At 70.2% G+C, this 16,224-nt stretch carries 17 protein-coding genes; 9 read left to right on the plus strand and 8 right to left on the minus strand.

The features are described 5' to 3' along the window. Positions 1 to 11: 11 nt before the first annotated feature. Together QSK34_RS27085 and QSK34_RS27090 are read right to left on the minus strand one after the other, a co-directional pair. A complete protein-coding gene (locus QSK34_RS27085) occupies positions 12 to 209 on the minus strand; it encodes a ferredoxin (protein ID WP_030456498.1) in 198 nt (65 codons plus the stop codon). Continuing rightward, the gene (locus QSK34_RS27090; RefSeq protein WP_161481789.1) at positions 209 to 661 is read right to left on the minus strand and encodes a pyridoxamine 5'-phosphate oxidase family protein; all 453 of its coding nucleotides are present in this window, start codon (positions 659 to 661) and stop codon (positions 209 to 211) included. Before QSK34_RS27090 ends, QSK34_RS27085 begins: the two co-directional genes overlap by 1 nt. A 67-nt stretch (positions 662 to 728) precedes the next feature. Between QSK34_RS27090 and QSK34_RS27095 the strand changes: the two genes are divergently transcribed. Next, the gene (locus QSK34_RS27095) at positions 729 to 1,343 is read left to right on the plus strand and encodes a class I SAM-dependent methyltransferase (RefSeq protein WP_285587946.1); all 615 of its coding nucleotides are present in this window, start codon (positions 729 to 731) and stop codon (positions 1,341 to 1,343) included. Here the strand turns inward: QSK34_RS27095 and QSK34_RS27100 are convergent. The 3 genes from QSK34_RS27100 to QSK34_RS27110 are packed head-to-tail and all read right to left on the minus strand — an operon-like array spanning position 1,340 to position 4,337. Beyond that, entirely contained in the window at positions 1,340 to 2,389 is a 1,050-nt protein-coding gene (locus QSK34_RS27100) for a glycoside hydrolase family 15 protein (protein WP_285587948.1), read from the minus strand. The two genes, QSK34_RS27095 and QSK34_RS27100, sit on opposite strands and share 4 nt — an antisense overlap. Then, a complete protein-coding gene (locus tag QSK34_RS27105) occupies positions 2,386 to 3,099 on the minus strand; it encodes a class I SAM-dependent methyltransferase (protein WP_161481792.1) in 714 nt (237 codons plus the stop codon). Before QSK34_RS27105 ends, QSK34_RS27100 begins: the two co-directional genes overlap by 4 nt. A gap of 20 nt (positions 3,100 to 3,119) precedes the next feature. Next, positions 3,120 to 4,337 carry a glycosyltransferase family 4 protein gene (locus QSK34_RS27110; RefSeq protein ID WP_502875551.1) on the minus strand — a complete coding sequence of 406 codons (1,218 nt, stop codon included), beginning with the start codon at positions 4,335 to 4,337 and terminating at the stop codon, positions 3,120 to 3,122. 165 nt (positions 4,338 to 4,502) lie between these two features. Here QSK34_RS27110 and QSK34_RS27115 point away from each other — a divergent pair, with 165 nt between their 5' ends. Both QSK34_RS27115 and QSK34_RS27120 read left to right on the plus strand, forming a co-directional pair. Next, complete coding sequence (locus QSK34_RS27115) at positions 4,503 to 5,495, plus strand: GDP-mannose 4,6-dehydratase (RefSeq protein WP_285588819.1); 993 nt, start codon at positions 4,503 to 4,505, stop codon at positions 5,493 to 5,495. Positions 5,496 to 5,561: 66 nt separating this feature from the next. Further along, positions 5,562 to 5,981, plus strand: a complete 420-nt coding sequence (locus QSK34_RS27120) for an ester cyclase (protein ID WP_285587953.1) — start codon at positions 5,562 to 5,564, stop codon at positions 5,979 to 5,981. A 57-nt stretch (positions 5,982 to 6,038) separates the two neighbouring features. On the opposite strand, the gene QSK34_RS27125 is transcribed toward QSK34_RS27120, so the two are convergent. Continuing rightward, a complete protein-coding gene (locus QSK34_RS27125) occupies positions 6,039 to 7,241 on the minus strand; it encodes a cytochrome P450 (protein WP_161481796.1) in 1,203 nt (400 codons plus the stop codon). 202 nt (positions 7,242 to 7,443) lie between these two features. Between QSK34_RS27125 and QSK34_RS27130 the strand changes: the two genes are divergently transcribed. The 6 genes from QSK34_RS27130 (at position 7,444) to QSK34_RS27155 (ending at position 13,780) form a co-directional block, all read left to right on the plus strand. Further along, positions 7,444 to 8,253, plus strand: coding sequence for a fumarylacetoacetate hydrolase family protein (locus QSK34_RS27130; protein ID WP_502875546.1), 810 nt, complete (start codon positions 7,444 to 7,446; stop codon positions 8,251 to 8,253). Beyond that, on the plus strand, positions 8,250 to 9,551 hold the full coding sequence (locus QSK34_RS27135) for an L-fuconate dehydratase (protein WP_285587956.1): 1,302 nt from the start codon (positions 8,250 to 8,252) through the stop codon (positions 9,549 to 9,551). Before QSK34_RS27130 ends, QSK34_RS27135 begins: the two co-directional genes overlap by 4 nt. Continuing rightward, positions 9,548 to 10,294 (plus strand): SDR family NAD(P)-dependent oxidoreductase, encoded by a 747-nt coding sequence (locus QSK34_RS27140; RefSeq protein WP_137247324.1) that lies wholly within the window; start codon positions 9,548 to 9,550, stop codon positions 10,292 to 10,294. Before QSK34_RS27135 ends, QSK34_RS27140 begins: the two co-directional genes overlap by 4 nt. 3 nt (positions 10,295 to 10,297) lie before the next feature. Further along, a complete protein-coding gene (locus QSK34_RS27145) occupies positions 10,298 to 11,554 on the plus strand; it encodes an aldo/keto reductase (protein WP_285587959.1) in 1,257 nt (418 codons plus the stop codon). Positions 11,555 to 11,556: 2 nt separating this feature from the next. Then, positions 11,557 to 12,390: an amidohydrolase family protein gene (locus QSK34_RS27150; RefSeq protein WP_285587960.1), complete on the plus strand. Its 834-nt coding sequence runs from the start codon at positions 11,557 to 11,559 to the stop codon at positions 12,388 to 12,390. Positions 12,391 to 12,484: 94 nt separating this feature from the next. Beyond that, positions 12,485 to 13,780 carry a C40 family peptidase gene (locus tag QSK34_RS27155; protein WP_285587962.1) on the plus strand — a complete coding sequence of 432 codons (1,296 nt, stop codon included), beginning with the start codon at positions 12,485 to 12,487 and terminating at the stop codon, positions 13,778 to 13,780. A 498-nt stretch (positions 13,781 to 14,278) separates the two neighbouring features. Here QSK34_RS27155 and QSK34_RS27160 read toward each other — a convergent pair whose 3' ends face one another. Together QSK34_RS27160 and QSK34_RS27165 are read right to left on the minus strand one after the other, a co-directional pair. Next, a complete protein-coding gene (locus tag QSK34_RS27160; protein WP_030456514.1) occupies positions 14,279 to 14,950 on the minus strand; it encodes a FadR/GntR family transcriptional regulator in 672 nt (223 codons plus the stop codon). Between the two features lie 30 nt (positions 14,951 to 14,980). Beyond that, entirely contained in the window at positions 14,981 to 16,012 is a 1,032-nt protein-coding gene (locus QSK34_RS27165; RefSeq protein ID WP_285587965.1) for an MBL fold metallo-hydrolase, read from the minus strand. Between the last annotated feature and the right edge of the window lie 212 nt (positions 16,013 to 16,224).

Below are 16,224 nucleotides of genomic sequence, written 5' to 3' on the forward strand. Positions count from 1 at the left end.
TCCGGTGGTTTTTACTCTTCTTCGAGCGAAAGTGCCGCCTTCGGGCATGACCGGACGGCGTGCCGGACCCGGTCGAGCATGTCGGCGGGGGGTTCTTCCAGCAGAACGTGCAGGTTGTCGTCGTCGTCGAGGTCGAAGACCTCGGGGGCCAGGCCCACGCAGACCCCGTTGGCCTCACAGACGAGGTAGTCGACAATGACCTTCGGCATCAGGAGCTCCCGTGCAGTTTGCGGTGATCCCAGGAGACTACGCGCCCCGGCTCGACGATGTAGGCGACGCGCTTGCGCCCGGTCAGCTCCACGTAGGGGCGCATCGGTTCCGGGTCCTGGCCGGTCATCCTGGCCGTGATGCGCATGCCGGCGTCCATCACGTCGTCGTAGGGGAGCGCGGTGCCGTAGATCGTCGCGCCGCGCAGGTCGCCGTAGTCGTCGCCCACCTCGACCAGGCAGGTCACCCGGGGGTCGCGGTCGATGTTGCGGGATTTCTGCGCCTTGGCGTAGGTCCAGAAGATCAGCCGGCCGTCGTCGGACAACCCGTAGAACATGGTGACCAGATGGGGCGTGCCGTCGGGGTTGATCGTGGCGAGCTGGAGTTTGCGGCCCTCTTTCAGCAGGGTGGCCACCTCTTCGCCGGTCATCACGATCCGCGCGCGCTGGTTCACGACCAGAAGTAGAACATGTTGCACCTATCGGGACAAGGGTAGTCTCGGGCGGGTGACACACCCTCCGATGCCCGCACTTCTGCGGCACACCGCCGAGCGGGCCAAGGGATTCATGCCCCCAGACGAGGGCCGGGCTCTCTACGAGCTCGGTTGTCTGTACGGCTCCCGCGGCCCCATGGCCGAGATCGGCTCCTACTGCGGCAAGTCGGCCGTCTACCTGGGCGCCGCCGCCCGCGAGGCCGGCACGGTGCTGTTCACGGTCGACCACCACCGGGGCTCCGAGGAGATCCAGCCCGGCTGGGCCCACCACGACCCCACGCTGGTCGACCCGCGCTTCGGCCGCATGGACTCGCTGCCCTTCTTCCGCACCACCATCGCCACGGCCGGCCTCGAAGACGTCGTCATCGCGGTCGTCGGCGCGTCGGCGACCGTGGCGGCCCACTGGCACACCCCGCTCGGCCTGCTGTTCGTCGACGGCGGCCACTCCGAAGACCCGGTCACCCGCGACTACGAGGGCTGGGCGCCCCACGTGGTGCCGGGAGGCGTGCTGATCTTCCATGACATCTACCCCGACCCGGCCGACGGAGGGCAGGCGCCGTACCGGATCTACCGGAGAGCCCTCGACGAGGGCTTCAAGGAGGTCCGGGTGACCGGCTCGCTCCGGGCCCTGGAGAAGGTCTAGAACGCACCGGCCCGCTGGCAGCCGCAGTCGGCCGTGGCCCGGTCCTCGGCCGCGGCGCCCGCGTCGCGGAAGACGCCGTTGGCCGGGGTGGTGCGCGACAACGCGTCGGCGGCGAGGATCACCGCGGCGGCCGTGTACGCCGACCGCTCGTTCGGGAAGTGGCGCTCGTTCACGAACTGCCAGCCCGTCCAGTAGCCGCCATCGGGGTGGCGCAGGTGCTGCATCTCGGTGAAGACCTTGAGCGCGCGGTCGTCGTCGCCGACCGCGTCGAGGGTCAGCACCAGCTCGCACGACTCCGCGCCGGTCACCCACGGCTGGTCGGAGACGCAGCGGATGCCGAGACCGGCCACCGCGAAGCGGTCCCAGTCGTCGTCGAGGCGGCGCAGCGCCCGCTCGCCGCGCAGCGCGCCGCCGAGCACGGGGTAGTACCAGTCCATCGAGAAGCGGCTCTTGTCGGCGAACGCCTCGGGGTGCTCGCGCAGGACGTGGCCCAGCCGGTCGGCCGCCAGCTCCCACCCGGGCTGCGGGTCGCCGAGGCGCTCGGCCAGCCGCACCCCGCAGCGCAGGCCCTGGTAGACCGACGAGCAGCCGGTCAGCAGCGCGTAGGAGCCGGGGGCCGCCTCCCAGACGATCTCGCCGCGGCGGGTCTGCAGGCCGGTCACGAAGTCGAGGGCGCGGCTCACCGTGGGCCACATCTCCCGGGCGAACGCCTCGTCGCCGGTGATCAGCAGGTCGTGCCAGACGCCCACGGCCACGTAGGCGGCGTGGTTGGACTCGCCCCGGTCTTCGAGCGGCTCGCCGTTGAGCACCTTCATCGGCCACGACCCGTCGGGCCGCTGGTGCCGCCTGATCCACTCCCAGCCGCGCGCCGACGCCTCGCGGAGGCCGGCCGCCGTCATGGCCATCAGGCACTCGACGTGGTTCCACGCGTCGACGTGCCCCTCGGGCCACGGCACGCCCCCGTCGGGGAGCTGCACGGCGGCGATGCTGGCTGCGGTGGCGGCGATGTCGTCGCCGGTCACGACTCCCGGCACCGCCGGGATCATGCGGGCTTCCGGGCGTAGAGGACCACGCTCTTGCCGATCAGCGGGTTGAGGATCTGCTCGGCGATCCGGGTGACGGCGGGGCGCTTCATGATGTCCCACACCAGCAGCTCGTGGTAGGCCTTGGCGATCGGGTGGTCGTTGTTGTCGACCCCGACCGCGCACTTGATCCACCAGTAGGGCGTGTGCAGCCCGTGGGCGTGGTGGTGGTCGCCGACCTCCAGGCCCGACGACTTCAGCTTGGCCGACAACTCGGCGAGGGTGTAGATCCGGATGTGCCCGCCGGGAGCCGTGTGGTAGGCCTCCGACAGCGCCCAGCAGACCCGCTCGGGCAGGAAGGCCGGCACCGTCACGGCCAGCAGCCCGCCGGGCTTCAGCACCCGGACGATCTCCTTCATCGCCGCCATGTCCTCGGGGATGTGCTCCAGGACCTCCGACGCGATCACCCGGTCGAACGACCCGTCGGGGAACGGCATGTCGAGCGCGGTCCCGACGACGGTCTCGCCCGTGGCGCCGTAGGGGACCTCGCCCTCCTTGTCCATGGCCGCGAACATCGCCGCCACCGACTCCATCTCGGCCGGGTCGAGGTCGAAGGCGACCACGTCGGCGCCCCGGCGCAGCACCTCGAAGGCGTGCCGGCCGCCACCGGCGCCCAGGTCGAGCACACGGTCTCCGGGCCCGACGGGCAGCCGGGCGAAATCGACGGTCAGCATCTCCTGGGGAACCCTCCGGGTCAGCGCGCGGCGATGGCCTCGCGGTAGGCCTCAACGGTCTTGCGGGCCACGACGGGCCAGGCGTAACGCTCCATGACACGGTCGTAGCCGCGTTTGCCGTACTCCTGCCGCAGTTCGGGGGAGTCGATCAGGCGGCGCAGCGTGGCCGCGAGCTCCTCGGGGTCGCCCGGGGCGACCTGGACCGCGGCGTCGCCCACCACTTCGGGCAGGGCGCCGGTCCGGGACGCCACCAGCGGGGTTGCGCACGCCATGTGCTCCACGGCGGGGAGCGAGAAGCCCTCGTACAGCGACGGGACGACGGAGACCTCGGAGGTGGCGATCAGCTCGCCGAGCTCGTCGTCGGAGATGCCGTGGACGAACCGCACCCGGTCGTGCAGCGACAACTCGGCCACGAGCTGCTCGGTCGGGCCGCCGGGGGTGGGCCTGCTGACGACGGTCAGGTTCACGTCGCGTTCGGTGGAGAGCTTGGCGACCGCGCGCAGGAGCGTCGCGACCCCCTTCATCGGGGAGTCGGCGCTGGCCACCGCCACGATCGAGCCCTTGCGCTTCGGCAGCTCGGGCCGGGGGTGGAAGAACCGGGTGTCCACGCCGAGCGGGATCAGGCGCAGGTTCGACTGCGGGACGCGGAAGTCGCGGTGGATGTCGGCCACCGACGACTCGCTGACGGTCAGGATCGGCTTGAGCCGCGCGGCGACGTAGGCCTGCATGCGGACGAAGCCGTACCAGCGCCGTTTGGAGAGCTTCGCCCAGCCCTCGGCGGCCTCCAGCTCGATCCGCCGGTCGACGCTGATGGGGTGGTGGATCGTGCCGACCACCGGGAAGTGCTTCTGGATGCCCAGCACGCCGTAGCCGAGCGTCTGGTTGTCCTGGACGACGTCGAAGTCGCCGATCCGCTTCTTGAGCTCCCGGTAGGCCCGGAGGCTGAAGGTCAGCGGCTCGGGGAAGCCGGCCGTCCACATCGTGCCGACCTCGAGGAGGTCGATCCAGTCGCGGTATTCGCCCGGCTTGGGGGTGCGGAAGGGATCTTCGTCCCGGTAGAGGTCGAGACTCGGCACCTTGTTGAGGATCACGCCCTCGTCGAGCTCCGGATAGGGCTGACCCGAGAACACCTCGACGTGGTGACCCATCGCCACGAGCTCGCGGGTGATGTGGCGGAGATACACCCCCTGACCGCCGCAGGTGGGTTTGCTGCGATAGGACAGCAGTGCGACGCGCAGCCTCTCCACCCCGAAGCACCCCTTTCCGCCCCTGTAGGGGCACCTGAGATGACCTTAGCCTAGGCGGGTGGAATGCCGTTCGGTGGAACGTGTTCTACGAATGCGGCCCGGTCAGGGCCTTCGGGGTACATTCGCCTACAAAGTTCGCGTACGAAGGAGGACGTGTTGGCCAGACGCGCGTTGATCACGGGCATCACCGGTCAGGACGGCTCCTATCTCGCCGAACACCTGGTATCCGAGGGCTACGAGGTGTGGGGCCTGGTCCGCGGCCAGTCCAACCCGCGCGTCGCCCGGCTGCCGAAGGACATCCACCTCGTCCGCGGCGACCTGCTCGACCAGGGGTCGCTCATCTCGGCGGTCGAGAAGGTCCGGCCCGACGAGGTCTACAACCTGGGCGCCATCTCGTTCGTGCCCATGTCGTGGGAGCAGGCCGAACTCACGGCCGAGGTGACCGGCATGGGCGTGCTGCGCATGCTGGAGGCCATCCGCGTCTGCTCCTCGCGCGGCGGCGAGATCCGCTTCTACCAGGCGTCGTCGTCGGAGATGTTCGGCCAGGTCCGCGAGACCCCGCAGACCGAGGTCACGCCCTTCCACCCCCGCTCGCCCTACGGCGTGGCCAAGGCCTACGGGCACTTCCTCACCCAGAACTACCGCGAGTCCTACGGCATGTACGCCGTCTCCGGCATCCTGTTCAACCACGAGTCCCCCCGCCGGGGGGCCGAGTTCGTGACCCGCAAGGTGTCGCTCGGCGTGGCCCGCATCAAACTGGGCCTGGCCACCGAACTGCGGCTCGGGAACCTGGAGGCCCGGCGCGACTGGGGGTTCGCGGGCGACTACGTGCGGGCCATGCACCTGATGCTCCAGGCCGCCAAACCGGAGGACTACGTCATCGGCACCGGCCGCACCCAGTCGGTGCGCGAACTCGTCGAGGCGGCATTCTCGGCGGCCGGCCTCGACTGGGAGCGCTACGTCATCGCCGACCAGGCCCTGCACCGGCCGGCCGAGGTCGACCTGCTGTGCGCCGACCCGAAGAAGGCCCGCACCCAGCTCGGCTGGGAACCGACCGTCCCGTTCGAGGAACTGATCGCGATGATGGTCGAGTCGGACCTGCGCCTGCTGAGCGAGGGCGGCGACCTCCAGGACTCCTCCTGGCCCTGAGGTTGTGACGGCGCACGTCCCGTTGGGTAGGTGAGTCGTGCACCGGCCGAACGGGGGGACGTTCACATGGCGGATGTCGTGCAGGTGGTGCATGACTTCTTCGACGCGTACAACAATCACGATTTGGACGCGCTCGCACGTTTCTACGCCTCCGACGCGGTCTCGACGGCCCCCGGCGGGGTGGGCGAAGGGCGGGACCAGATTGTCTCCTACCACGCGCACATCTGGGAGGCCTTTCCCGACGCGCGCAACACGACCTACCAGACGATCGAGGACGGCGACGTGGTCGCCGCCCTGGCCGCCGTCAGCGGCACCCACCGGGGCCCTTTCCTGCTGGCCGGAGGCGAGGTGGTCCCGGCCACGGGGCGCCGGGTGCACGTGCAGTGCTGCTGGATCTTCACCGTGGAGTCGGGACTCATCGTCACCCACCGCCTGTACTGGGACCAGTTGGAGGCATACGCCCAACTCGGCGTTCTGGCCACCTGACGCTGACGAACCGAAGAGTGCGGGGCCGCCGTGGCGGCCCCGCACCCGTTCTCGGGCTCAGAGGGAGACGGGCAGGTCCTTGATGCCGTTGATGAAGTAGGAGCGCAGGCGGCGGGCCTCGCCGGCCTGCTGGATCTTGGGGACGCGCTCCGACAGGACCTCGAAGAGGACCCGGAGTTCCATCTTGGCCAGGTGGTTGCCGAGGCAGAAGTGGGCGCCGCCGCCGCCGAAGCCGATCTGCGGGTTGGGGTCCCTGGTCACGTCGAAGACCTCGGGGTCGGCGAACACCTCCTCGTCGCGGTTGGCGCCCGAGTAGAAGATGACGACCTTGTCGCCCTCCTTGATCTGCTGGCCGCGCACCTCCATGTCCTGGGTCGCCGTCCGCCGGAACAGGTTGACCGGGGAGACCCAGCGCACGATCTCGTCGGCGGCGGTCTTCGCCACCGACCGGTCGGCGACGAGCTTGGCCCACTCGTCGGGGTGCTCGAAGAGGGCCAGCATGCCGCCCGACGCCGCGTTGCGGGTGGTCTCGTTGCCCGCCACCACCAGGAGCAGGACGAACAGGTCGAACTCCTCCACGCTCAGCTCCTCGCCGTCGTCGCCCGGCTGGAGCAACTTGGTCACCAGGTCGTCGCGGGGGTCCTCGCGCCGGGCCTCGGCGAGCTGGTTGGCGTACGCGTAGACCTCCATCGGCGCCATCTGGCCCTCTTCCGGGCTGGCCGAGTAGTCGGGGTCGTCCATGCCGATCATCCGGTTGGACCACTCGAAGAGCTTGCCCCGGTCTTCGGCGGGGGCGCCGAGGAGCTCGCAGATGACGTACAGCGGCAGGGGCGCGGCGATGTCGCGGACGAAGTCGACGCTCGGCTTCGCCTGGGCCTCGTCGATGAGCTCGTGGCAGATGTCGCGGATGTGGTCTTCCAGCTTGGAGATGGCGCGCGGGGTGAAGCCCCGGTTGACGAGCGAGCGGCGGCGGGTGTGCTCCGGCGGGTCCTGGTTCAGCATCATCAGCCGCTGGAGTTCGAGCTCCGCCTCGCCCGGCTCGGGGAAGAGCGACAACCGCCGGTGGGACGAGAACAGGTCGCTGCGCCGTGACACGTGCACCACGTCGGCGTGCTTGGTCAGCGCCCAGAAGGGCGGCCAGCCCTCCATCTGCCCGCCCTCGTGCCGGAACACCGGGGCGTTGGCCCGCAACCAGGCGAACTGGTCGTGGGGGGCGCCGGAGGCCGCGTACCGATCCATGTCGACGAGGTCGATGTGCATCTGATCACCCGATCATCGTTGGGCCGAAGTGACGGTGGAACGTGTTCTAGCCAAGCATGTTTTGCGGCCTTACAGGTCATCCGATGTCTGAGCTTGACAGGGAGGCAGGCATGCCATCAGGCTTCCTCATGCAAACATCGGATGTATAGGGGGAGTCGTGAGGCTGCTTCGAGTAGGTGGAAAAGGCGCGGAACGCCCGGCCGTGCTCACAGACGACGAGCGGCTGCTCGACCTGGGCGAATTCCTCAACGGAGCCGATTTCACCCCTGACTTCTTCGCCTCGGGCGGCCTCGACCGGGTCCGTGCGGCACTCGCCGGCGACCCCCTTCCGGAGCTCGACCAGGACGGTCTGCGCATCGGCCCGCCCATTGCGCGGCCCGGAAAGATCGTATGCATTGGACTGAACTACCGCGACCACGCGGAGGAGTCCGGCGCCGCGGTTCCGACCGAACCGGTGGTGTTCATGAAGGCCCCCAACACAGTCGTCGGACCTTTCGACGAGGTGCTTGTGCCGCGCGCCAGCGTGAAAACCGACTGGGAAGTCGAACTGGCCATCGTGATCGGTTCGACCTGCCGCTACCTCGGCTCGCACGAGGAGGCGCTCGCGGCCGTCGCCGGCTACACCGTCTCCAACGACGTGTCGGAGCGGGAGTTCCAGCTTGAGCGCGGCGGTCAGTGGGACAAGGGCAAGTCCTGCGAGACCTTCCAGCCGCTCGGCCCGTGGCTCGTCACCGCCGACGAGGTCGCCGACCCCCAGGCGCTCGGGCTGCGCCTCTGGGTCAACGGCGACCTGAAGCAGAACGGCGACACCAAGAACATGATCTTCGGCGTGGCCGAGATCGTGCGTTACCTCAGCCAGTTCATGGTCCTCGAGCCCGGGGACGTGATCAACACCGGCACACCCGCCGGGGTCGCCCTGAGCGGCCTGCACCCCTACCTGAAGGAAGGCGACGTCATGGAGCTCGAGATCGACGGTCTCGGCCGGCAGCGGCAGACGGTGGGTCAGGCGTGACCTCCGCGGCGTCGATCCACCTGCCCATCCAGTCGTTCCAGACCTTCGACATCCGGTTCCCGACGTCCCTGGAGCTCGACGGCTCCGACGCGATGAACCCCGACCCCGACTACTCGGCCGCCTACGTCGTGTTGTCCGACGGGGAGTGCGAGGGCCACGGCTTCGCGTTCACGATCGGCCGGGGCAACGACATCCAGACCGCCGCCATCCGCGCGCTGGAGCCCTACGTGCTCGGCCAGGACGTCAGCGATCTCGGCGCCCTCTACAAGCAGATGGTGTACGACAGCCAGCTCCGCTGGCTGGGCCCCGAGAAGGGCGTCATGCACATGGCGATCAGCGCGGTCGTCAACGCCCTGTGGGACCTGAAGGCCAAGCGCGAGGGCAAGCCCCTGTGGCGGCTGCTCGCCGAGATGTCGCCCGAGGAGCTCGTCAACCTGGTCGACTTCCGTTACATCGGCGACGAGCTCACCCCCGAGGAGGCGCTGGAGATCCTGCGCCGCGCCGAGCCCGGCCGCGCCGAACGGATCGAGAAGCTGCTGGAGACCGGCTACCCGGCGTACACGACCTCGCCCGGCTGGCTCGGCTACGACGACGAGAAGCTGCGCCGCCTCTGCAAGGAGGCGCTCGACGACGGCTTCGGACAGATCAAGCTGAAGGTCGGCGCCGACCTCGACGACGACATCCGCCGCATGCGCATCGCCCGCGAGGTCTGCGGCGAGGGCTTCCCGATCGCCATCGACGCCAACCAGCGCTGGGACGTCGGCGCGGCGATCCACTGGATCAAGGCGCTCAGCCCTTACTCGCCCCACTGGGTGGAGGAGCCGACCAGCCCCGACGACGTGCTGGGCCACGCCACCATCGCCCGCGCCATCGCGCCGATCCCGGTGGCCACCGGTGAGCACGTCCAGAACCGGGTCATCTTCAAGCAGCTCCTCCAGACGCGCGCCATCTCCTACCTCCAGCTCGACGCCGCGCGCGTCGCGGGTGTGAACGAGAACATCGCGATCCTGCTGCTTGCCGCCAAGTTCGGCGTGCCGGTCTGCCCGCACGCCGGCGGCGTCGGCCTGTGCGAGCTGGTGCAGCACCTGTCGATGTTCGACTATGTGTCGGTGACCGGAACCATGGAGAACCGCGTCATCGAGTACGTCGACCACCTGCACGAGCACTTCACCGACCCGGTCGTCGTCGAGAACGGCGTCTACCGGGCCCCGGTCGCACCCGGGTTCAGCGCCGAGATGCGACCCGAGTCGATCGCGGCCCACGTGTTCCCCGACGGGCCGGTCTGGAGAGAGTCATGACCGAGTTCGAGGGCCTCAAGGCCCTGGTCACCGGCGGCGGCCAGGGCATCGGCCTGGCCATCGCCACGTTGCTGACCGAGCGCGGCGCCCGCGTCGCCTGCCTCGACCTCAACCCGCCCGGTGACCCCTTCGTCGGCGTCAAGGCCGACGTGTCCGACGACGCGTCGGTCCGCGCGGCCGTCGCGTCCGCCGCCGAGCAGCTCGGCGGCCTCGACATCGTCGTCAACAACGCCGGGATCGGCGCGGCCGGCACGGTCGCCGACAACGACGACGCCGAATGGCTGCGGGTGTACGACGTCAACGTCGTCGGCATGGTCCGGGTCACCCGGGCCGCCCTGCCCCACCTGCGCGAGTCGAGCCACGCCGCGATCGTCAACACGTGCTCGATCGCGGCCACGGCCGGGTTGCCCCAGCGGGCGCTCTACAGCGCGACGAAGGGCGCCGTCTACTCGCTGACGCTGGCGATGGCGGCCGACCACGTACAGGACGGGATCCGGGTCAACTGCGTCAACCCGGGCACCGCCGACACCCCGTGGGTCGGCCGGCTGCTCGACGCCGCCGCCGACCCGGCCGCCGAGCGGGCCGCGCTGAACGCCCGCCAGCCGATGGGCCGGCTGGTCTCCGCCGAGGAGGTCGCCCACGCGGTGGCCTACCTGGCCAGCCCGTTCGCCTCGGCCACCACCGGCACCTCGCTGGCGGTCGACGGCGGCATGCAGGGCCTGCGCCTGCGGCCGAGGAGCTGAGGCGTGCAGCGCATCGCCCTGCGCACCCGGCTCAAGCCCGGCAGCGAGGCCGCCTACGACGCCGAGCACGCGCGGCTGCTGCCCGGCCTCGATCGGGCGATGCGCGAGGCCGGCGCCCGGGTGTGGCGGATCTGGCGCGACGGCCTCGACCTGTTCCACTACGTCGAGGTGGTCGACTACGCCGCCTTCCAGGCGCGGCTGGCCGGCGACCCGATCAACCAAGCCTGGCAGAAACAGATGAACCGCCACCTCGACGGCGACTTCGACCCCTCCGCCGGGCCGCTCCACAAAGTGTGGGAGATGTCGGGGGCTGTACGTCCGAGGGCTCCGTTCTCTACGGTTTTCGGCGTGACGACGACCTACGGCTTCGGTGCCGCCCCGATAGGCAACCTGTTCACCGCCCTCACCGACGACGAGGCGTCGGCGGCGGTCGAGGCGGCGTGGGACGCGGGCATCCGCTACTTCGACACCGCGCCCCACTACGGGCTCGGCCTGTCGGAGCGCCGGCTCGGCCAGGTGCTGGCCGGCAAGCCCCGCGGCGAGTTCGTGCTCTCCACCAAGGTGGGCCGCCTGCTCGTCCCGGCCGACGGCGTCGGCAAGGACGACGACGGCTTCGACGTGCCGAAGACCCACACGCGGGCCTGGGACTTCTCCCGCGACGGCGTGCTGCGCTCGCTGGAGGAGTCGCTCGAACGGCTCGGCCTCGACTCCATCGACGTCGCCCTCATCCACGACCCCGACCACCACTGGGCGCAGGCCGTCGGCGAGGCGTTCCCCGCCCTGGCCGAACTCCGCGACCAGGGCGTCGTGAAGGCCGTCGGCGTCGGCATGAACCAGTGGCCGATGCTGGCCGACTTCGTCCGCGAGACCGACATCGACACCATCCTGCTGGCCGGCCGCTACACGCTGCTCGACCAGTCGGCCGGGGCCGAACTGCTGCCGCTGTGCGTGCGGCGCGGCGTGTCGGTGGTCGCCGGAGGCGTCTTCAACAGCGGCCTGCTGGCCCGCCACGACCTCGCCGGGGGCACGTTCAACTACGCGCCCGCCCCCGACGACGTCCTCGCCCGGGCCCGGGAGATCGCCACCCTGTGCGAGAAGCACGGCGTGACCCTGCCGCAGGCCGCGATGGCGTTCCCGCTGCGTCACCCGGCGGTGACGACGGTCGTCATGGGCATGCGATCCGTGCAGGAGGTTCGGGGGAACATGGAACTGGCCGCCCGGCCCGTTCCCGAGGCTCTGTGGGAGGAGCTGGGGTTCTGACCATGATCGACGCGCATCACCACCTCTGGGACCCGTCCCGCCGCGACTACCCGTGGATGTCCGGCGCGGCGCTCGCGCCGATCAGGCGCCCCTTCGGCCTGCCGGAACTGCGGGCCACCGGCGCCACCGGCACGGTGCTCGTGCAGACCGTCTCCTCGGTCGAGGAGACCCGCGAGTTCCTGCGGACCGCGCTGGAGTCCGACGGCCTCGTCAAGGGCGTCGTCGGCTGGGTCGACCTGACCGCCCCCGACGTCGCCGACGTGCTGGCCGAACTGCGGGAGGGCCCCGGAGGCCACCTGCTGGTCGGCATCCGCCACCAGGTCCAGGACGAACCCGACGACGAGTGGCTCACCCGCCCCGACGTCGTGCGCGGCCTGCGCGCCGTCGCGTCGGCGGGGTTGGCGTACGACCTGCTGGTGCTCGTCCACCAGCTGAAGGCGGCCCGCCAGGTCGTCGCCGACCTGCCCGACGCCCGATTCGTGCTCGACCACGCCGCCAAGCCGCCCGTCGCCAGCGGGCTGATGGAGCCGTGGGCGACCGAGATCGAGGGCCTGGCCGAGCTCGACAACGTGACGTGCAAGATCTCCGGTCTGGTGACGGAGGCCAACTGGACCGACTGGACCCCCGGTCAGCTCCAGCCCTACGTGGAGCACGTCCTTGAATATTTCGGCGCGGAAAGGGTCATGTTCGGCTCAGACTGGCCCGTCTGCCTCCTTGCCGCGACGTATGGCGAGGTAGTGGAGACAACTAAGGACTTCACCAGTGGGCTGAGCGGAGACGAACAGTCGTACATCTACGAATCGACGGCACAGAAGGTTTATCGCCTGAAGCCATAAGCGGTTTTCCACAGAACGGCGTTCAAGGACGCGCGCTCAGCGTAACCCCCCGGACTCTTGGGTCGCCCCGTCTTTCCCGACCCAGGAGTTCCGTATGCTCACAACGCTCCTCACGGCCATCCTCTGCATCCCCCACCCGGGGGCGGAGCCTCAGCCGTGCCCGTCACCGGCCTCTTTCCGGTACGTCCACCTGACGCCGACCGGGCTCTCCGACGACCCCGACGAGCTGGACGACCTGATCGACCTGGCCGAACTCGCCGAACGCTGGGGCCACACGTGGCCGCCACCAGAATGGGGCGGCCTCGACCCGTGGGCCGAGGACGGACCGTGGGCCGAGGCCTGGGACGACTTCGACGAGCCCGAGGAGACCCTGGGCGGCATCTTCGGCCCCTCGGACCGGGACCTGAGACCGGGCTTCGGCCGCTGGCCCGGCACCGCGGGCGGCCCACGCCCGCTTGCCGACGACGGCGCCGCTTCGGATGGGACGGCACGGCCGCTGCTCGACGGCGGCATCCCGGCGGGGTGGGGCGCGCGTCCGCTCCAGGACGGGTGGCCCATTGTCGACGGGCACGCACGTCCTGTGCAGGAGGGTGACCTTTACGGGGATCGGGGCACGCGTTGGCCACACGAGAGCGGGGCCGCACTCGACGGGGCCGCACTCGACGGGGCCGCACTCGACGGGGCCGCACTCGACGGGGCCGCACTCGACGGGGCCGCGCGTCCAGGGCAGGACGGTGTGGTCACGCTCGACGGGCGGGCTGGTTCTCCACAGGAGGGCGCCGCTTCCGAAAGCGGCTCGCGGCCTGAGGGGGTCGACGGCGACCGGAAACCGAAGTCCGACGACCGTCGGCCCCGGGGCAAGTCGGAGGAGCCGCCCGGTGTCGAGGCCGAGCCCCGAAAGAAGCGGGATGGGCGCGAGCCGCGCAAAGACGAAGACCCGAACACCACGACCCGCGACGCCACCCCGGGAGCCATCGCGTTGCGGGCCGCGACCAAGTGGCTCGGCATTCCCTATGTGTGGGGCGGCGGCAACGCCAACGGGCCGAGCCGGGGCATCGGCAAGGGCGCGAACCGCGTCGGCTTCGACTGTTCGGGGCTGACCCTCGCGGCCTGGGCCAAGGCCGGGGTGACTCTCGGGCACTACACCGGCACCCAGATCAAGCAGGGCAAACCCGTGCAGACCAAGGACCTGCTCCCCGGCGACCTGCTGTTCTTCGGCGCGACGAAGACCGACCCGTCCCACGTCGGTCTCTACGCGGGCGACGGAGACATGATCCACGCCCCCAAGACGGGAGACGTCGTCAAACGCGTCGAGGTCCTGGCGGCGCCGGTCTGGATGAAACGTTTCCAGGGCGCGGTCCGCCCGCAACTACCGTCGTCGAAGACCTGACTTCAGGGCGTTGCGGACGACCTCGGTCAGGCGCGTCGTCGACTCGCGCGCGGGTGGCTTCTCCACTTGGGTTCGAAGATGCCGCTTCATCGGGTGGCGTGAGCTCGCCGCGTGTCCAACCCGTCGCGACTTTGCCGCTTTCCCGGGCTTAGCCGTGAGGGTGCGCAGGCAAGGCGCATCCGCTCGTGTAGGGGTGGCTCGGGGAGCGTGCGCAGGCAAGGCGCGTCCGGTCGTGCGGGGGGCGTGCGCGGGCAAGGCGTATCCGCTCGTGTGGGGGTGGTGCGGGGAGCGTGCACGTAACCCGAAGCGGGTTCGCGGGAGGGAGACAGACGCGTGCAGTCGAGCCCGGTCGGCCGGAGTCCTTACAAGCATGGAGCTGGGGTCCGCCCAGTCCCCGGCCGTTCATGGCCTGACAGGTGCGAGCCGGGAGGGCGCGTACACGACGGAAGCGCGCCCCTCCGAGTCGGACGGGCGCGCTTCGCGGGGCGGGCCGTAGGGCTAGAGGGCCTGCCTCAGCCAGGACTCCACGTCGGCGATGTGGACCGTCGCCCACGAGTGGGCCACCTCCGGCTGGCGGGCCGCTATCGCGCCGTAGATGGCGTAGTGCTGGTCGAGGGTCTTGCTCGGGGCGTTCGACTGGGTCAGGCCGCGCCAGATGCGGGCGCGGGTCGTCGGGCCCGACAGGCTCTCGATCAGGGAGCAGAGGACGGCGTTGCCGGAGCCCTCGGCGATGCGCTGGTGGAACTCCAGGTCGTTGGCGACGAGCTGTTCGACCGTGGGGTTCTCGGGGAGGGAGTCGAGGATCTTGCGGAGCTCCTCGATGCCGGCGTCGGTCATGTTGACGGCGGCCTTGGAGGTGGCGGCGGGTTCGAGGATGCGGCGGACCTCGAAGAACTGCAAAACGGTGTCGTCGCGGTGGAAGTCGACCACGAACGAGAGGGCGTCGAGGAGGAGGCGGGGTTCGAGGCTCGTGACGTAGGTGCCGTCGCCCTGGCGCACGTCGAGGACGTTGATCAGCGCGAGCGCGCGCACCGCCTCACGCAGGGAGTTCCGGGAGAGCCCGAGCCGTTCGGCGAGGTCGGCCTCTTTGGGGAGCCGGGCTCCCGGCGCCAGCTCTCCGTTGAGGATCATGTCCTTGATCCGGTCTATCGCCGTATCGGTTACCGCCACGCCTCGCACCCACCCTCAGACATCCGATGTCTAGGAGTGTACGACGAACGTGACCGGATCACCTCCCGTGCGCCTGACCAATCCGCGCACCTCCAGTGTCCGCAGGTGGGCCGCGGCCTCTCCGGCGGCCATGCCGCGCAGCATGGGGGCCAGGTCCTCCCAGCGCCGGTTCCAGGTCATCAGCGACGCGGCGGTCCAGATCGTGAGCGGCCGGTCGGCCTCGATCATAGAGGCCAGCAGCTTGGTCAGCTTCTCCTCGTGGTGTTCGGCGATCTCGGCGGCGCGGGCGGCGACGTCGGCGAACGTCCACTCGTGGGCGGGAAGGGCCTCCAGCGGGCCGAACGCGGCGATCTTGCCGAGGGAGGCCAGGAACTCACCGAGTGGGTCGATATCGGTGCGATCGTAGGGATACATCCCGATATGGGGGGTGATGCCGGGAAGCACGTGGTCGCCGGTGAACACCCGATCACCGTCTTCGAGATGGAGACAGATGTGGCCGGGGGAGTGGCCGGGGGTCCAGACCGTCCGCAACCGCCGCCCCGGCACGTCGACGAGCGCGCCGTCGGCCAGGTGGACGTCCGGGATCGCGGGCGGCGTGGGGGCGTCCATGACGGCGGCGGGGAGCTCCTCGGGCGAGGCGCCCGCCCGGCGCAGCATGTCGATCTGCATCCGGGGCCGGTCGTCGGCGGCGGCCATGTCGTGGAACATGCGCACCATCTCGGCGTCGGCCTCGTGCATCGCGATCCACCCGCCGGAGGCCTCCCTGACCTGCCCGGCGAGGCCCGCGTGGTCGGGGTGGTAGTGCGTGACGACGACACCGCGCACGTCGGCGAGCGCGATGCCCGCCTGACCGAGCCCGCTTTCGAGCGCCTGGAACGCCTCGGGGTGGTTCCACCCGGCGTCGATCAGAACCGGCCCGGTGGGCGACTCGACGGCGTAGACGAGGGTGTAGCCGAGCGGATTGCCCGGTATCGGCACCGGCACACTCCACACCCCGTCACCGAGATCGGTGACCTTCTGGGCCGAGTAGGCACGCCGCGTCCGCACATCCCGCTCACTCATCCGGCCCCCATCAAGCGCTTGTTACCGCGACCATGGTCCCAAACCAACATGACCACCACATTTCGCCCTCCCCTTGCATCCCATCGCCCCACGTCACAGCGGGAGTTGACGGCATGTGGCGCCGACGGGGGAGAGGCCGCGCGGGGCTCCGCCACCACCAGAGTCGGCCCCCCGCCGCTGCCGGACTCGACCAGCGCTCTGGAGCGTGGACG

This window comes from Herbidospora sp. NBRC 101105 (assembly GCF_030269205.1).
Taxonomy (GTDB): Bacteria; Actinomycetota; Actinomycetes; order Streptosporangiales; family Streptosporangiaceae; genus Herbidospora; species Herbidospora solisilvae.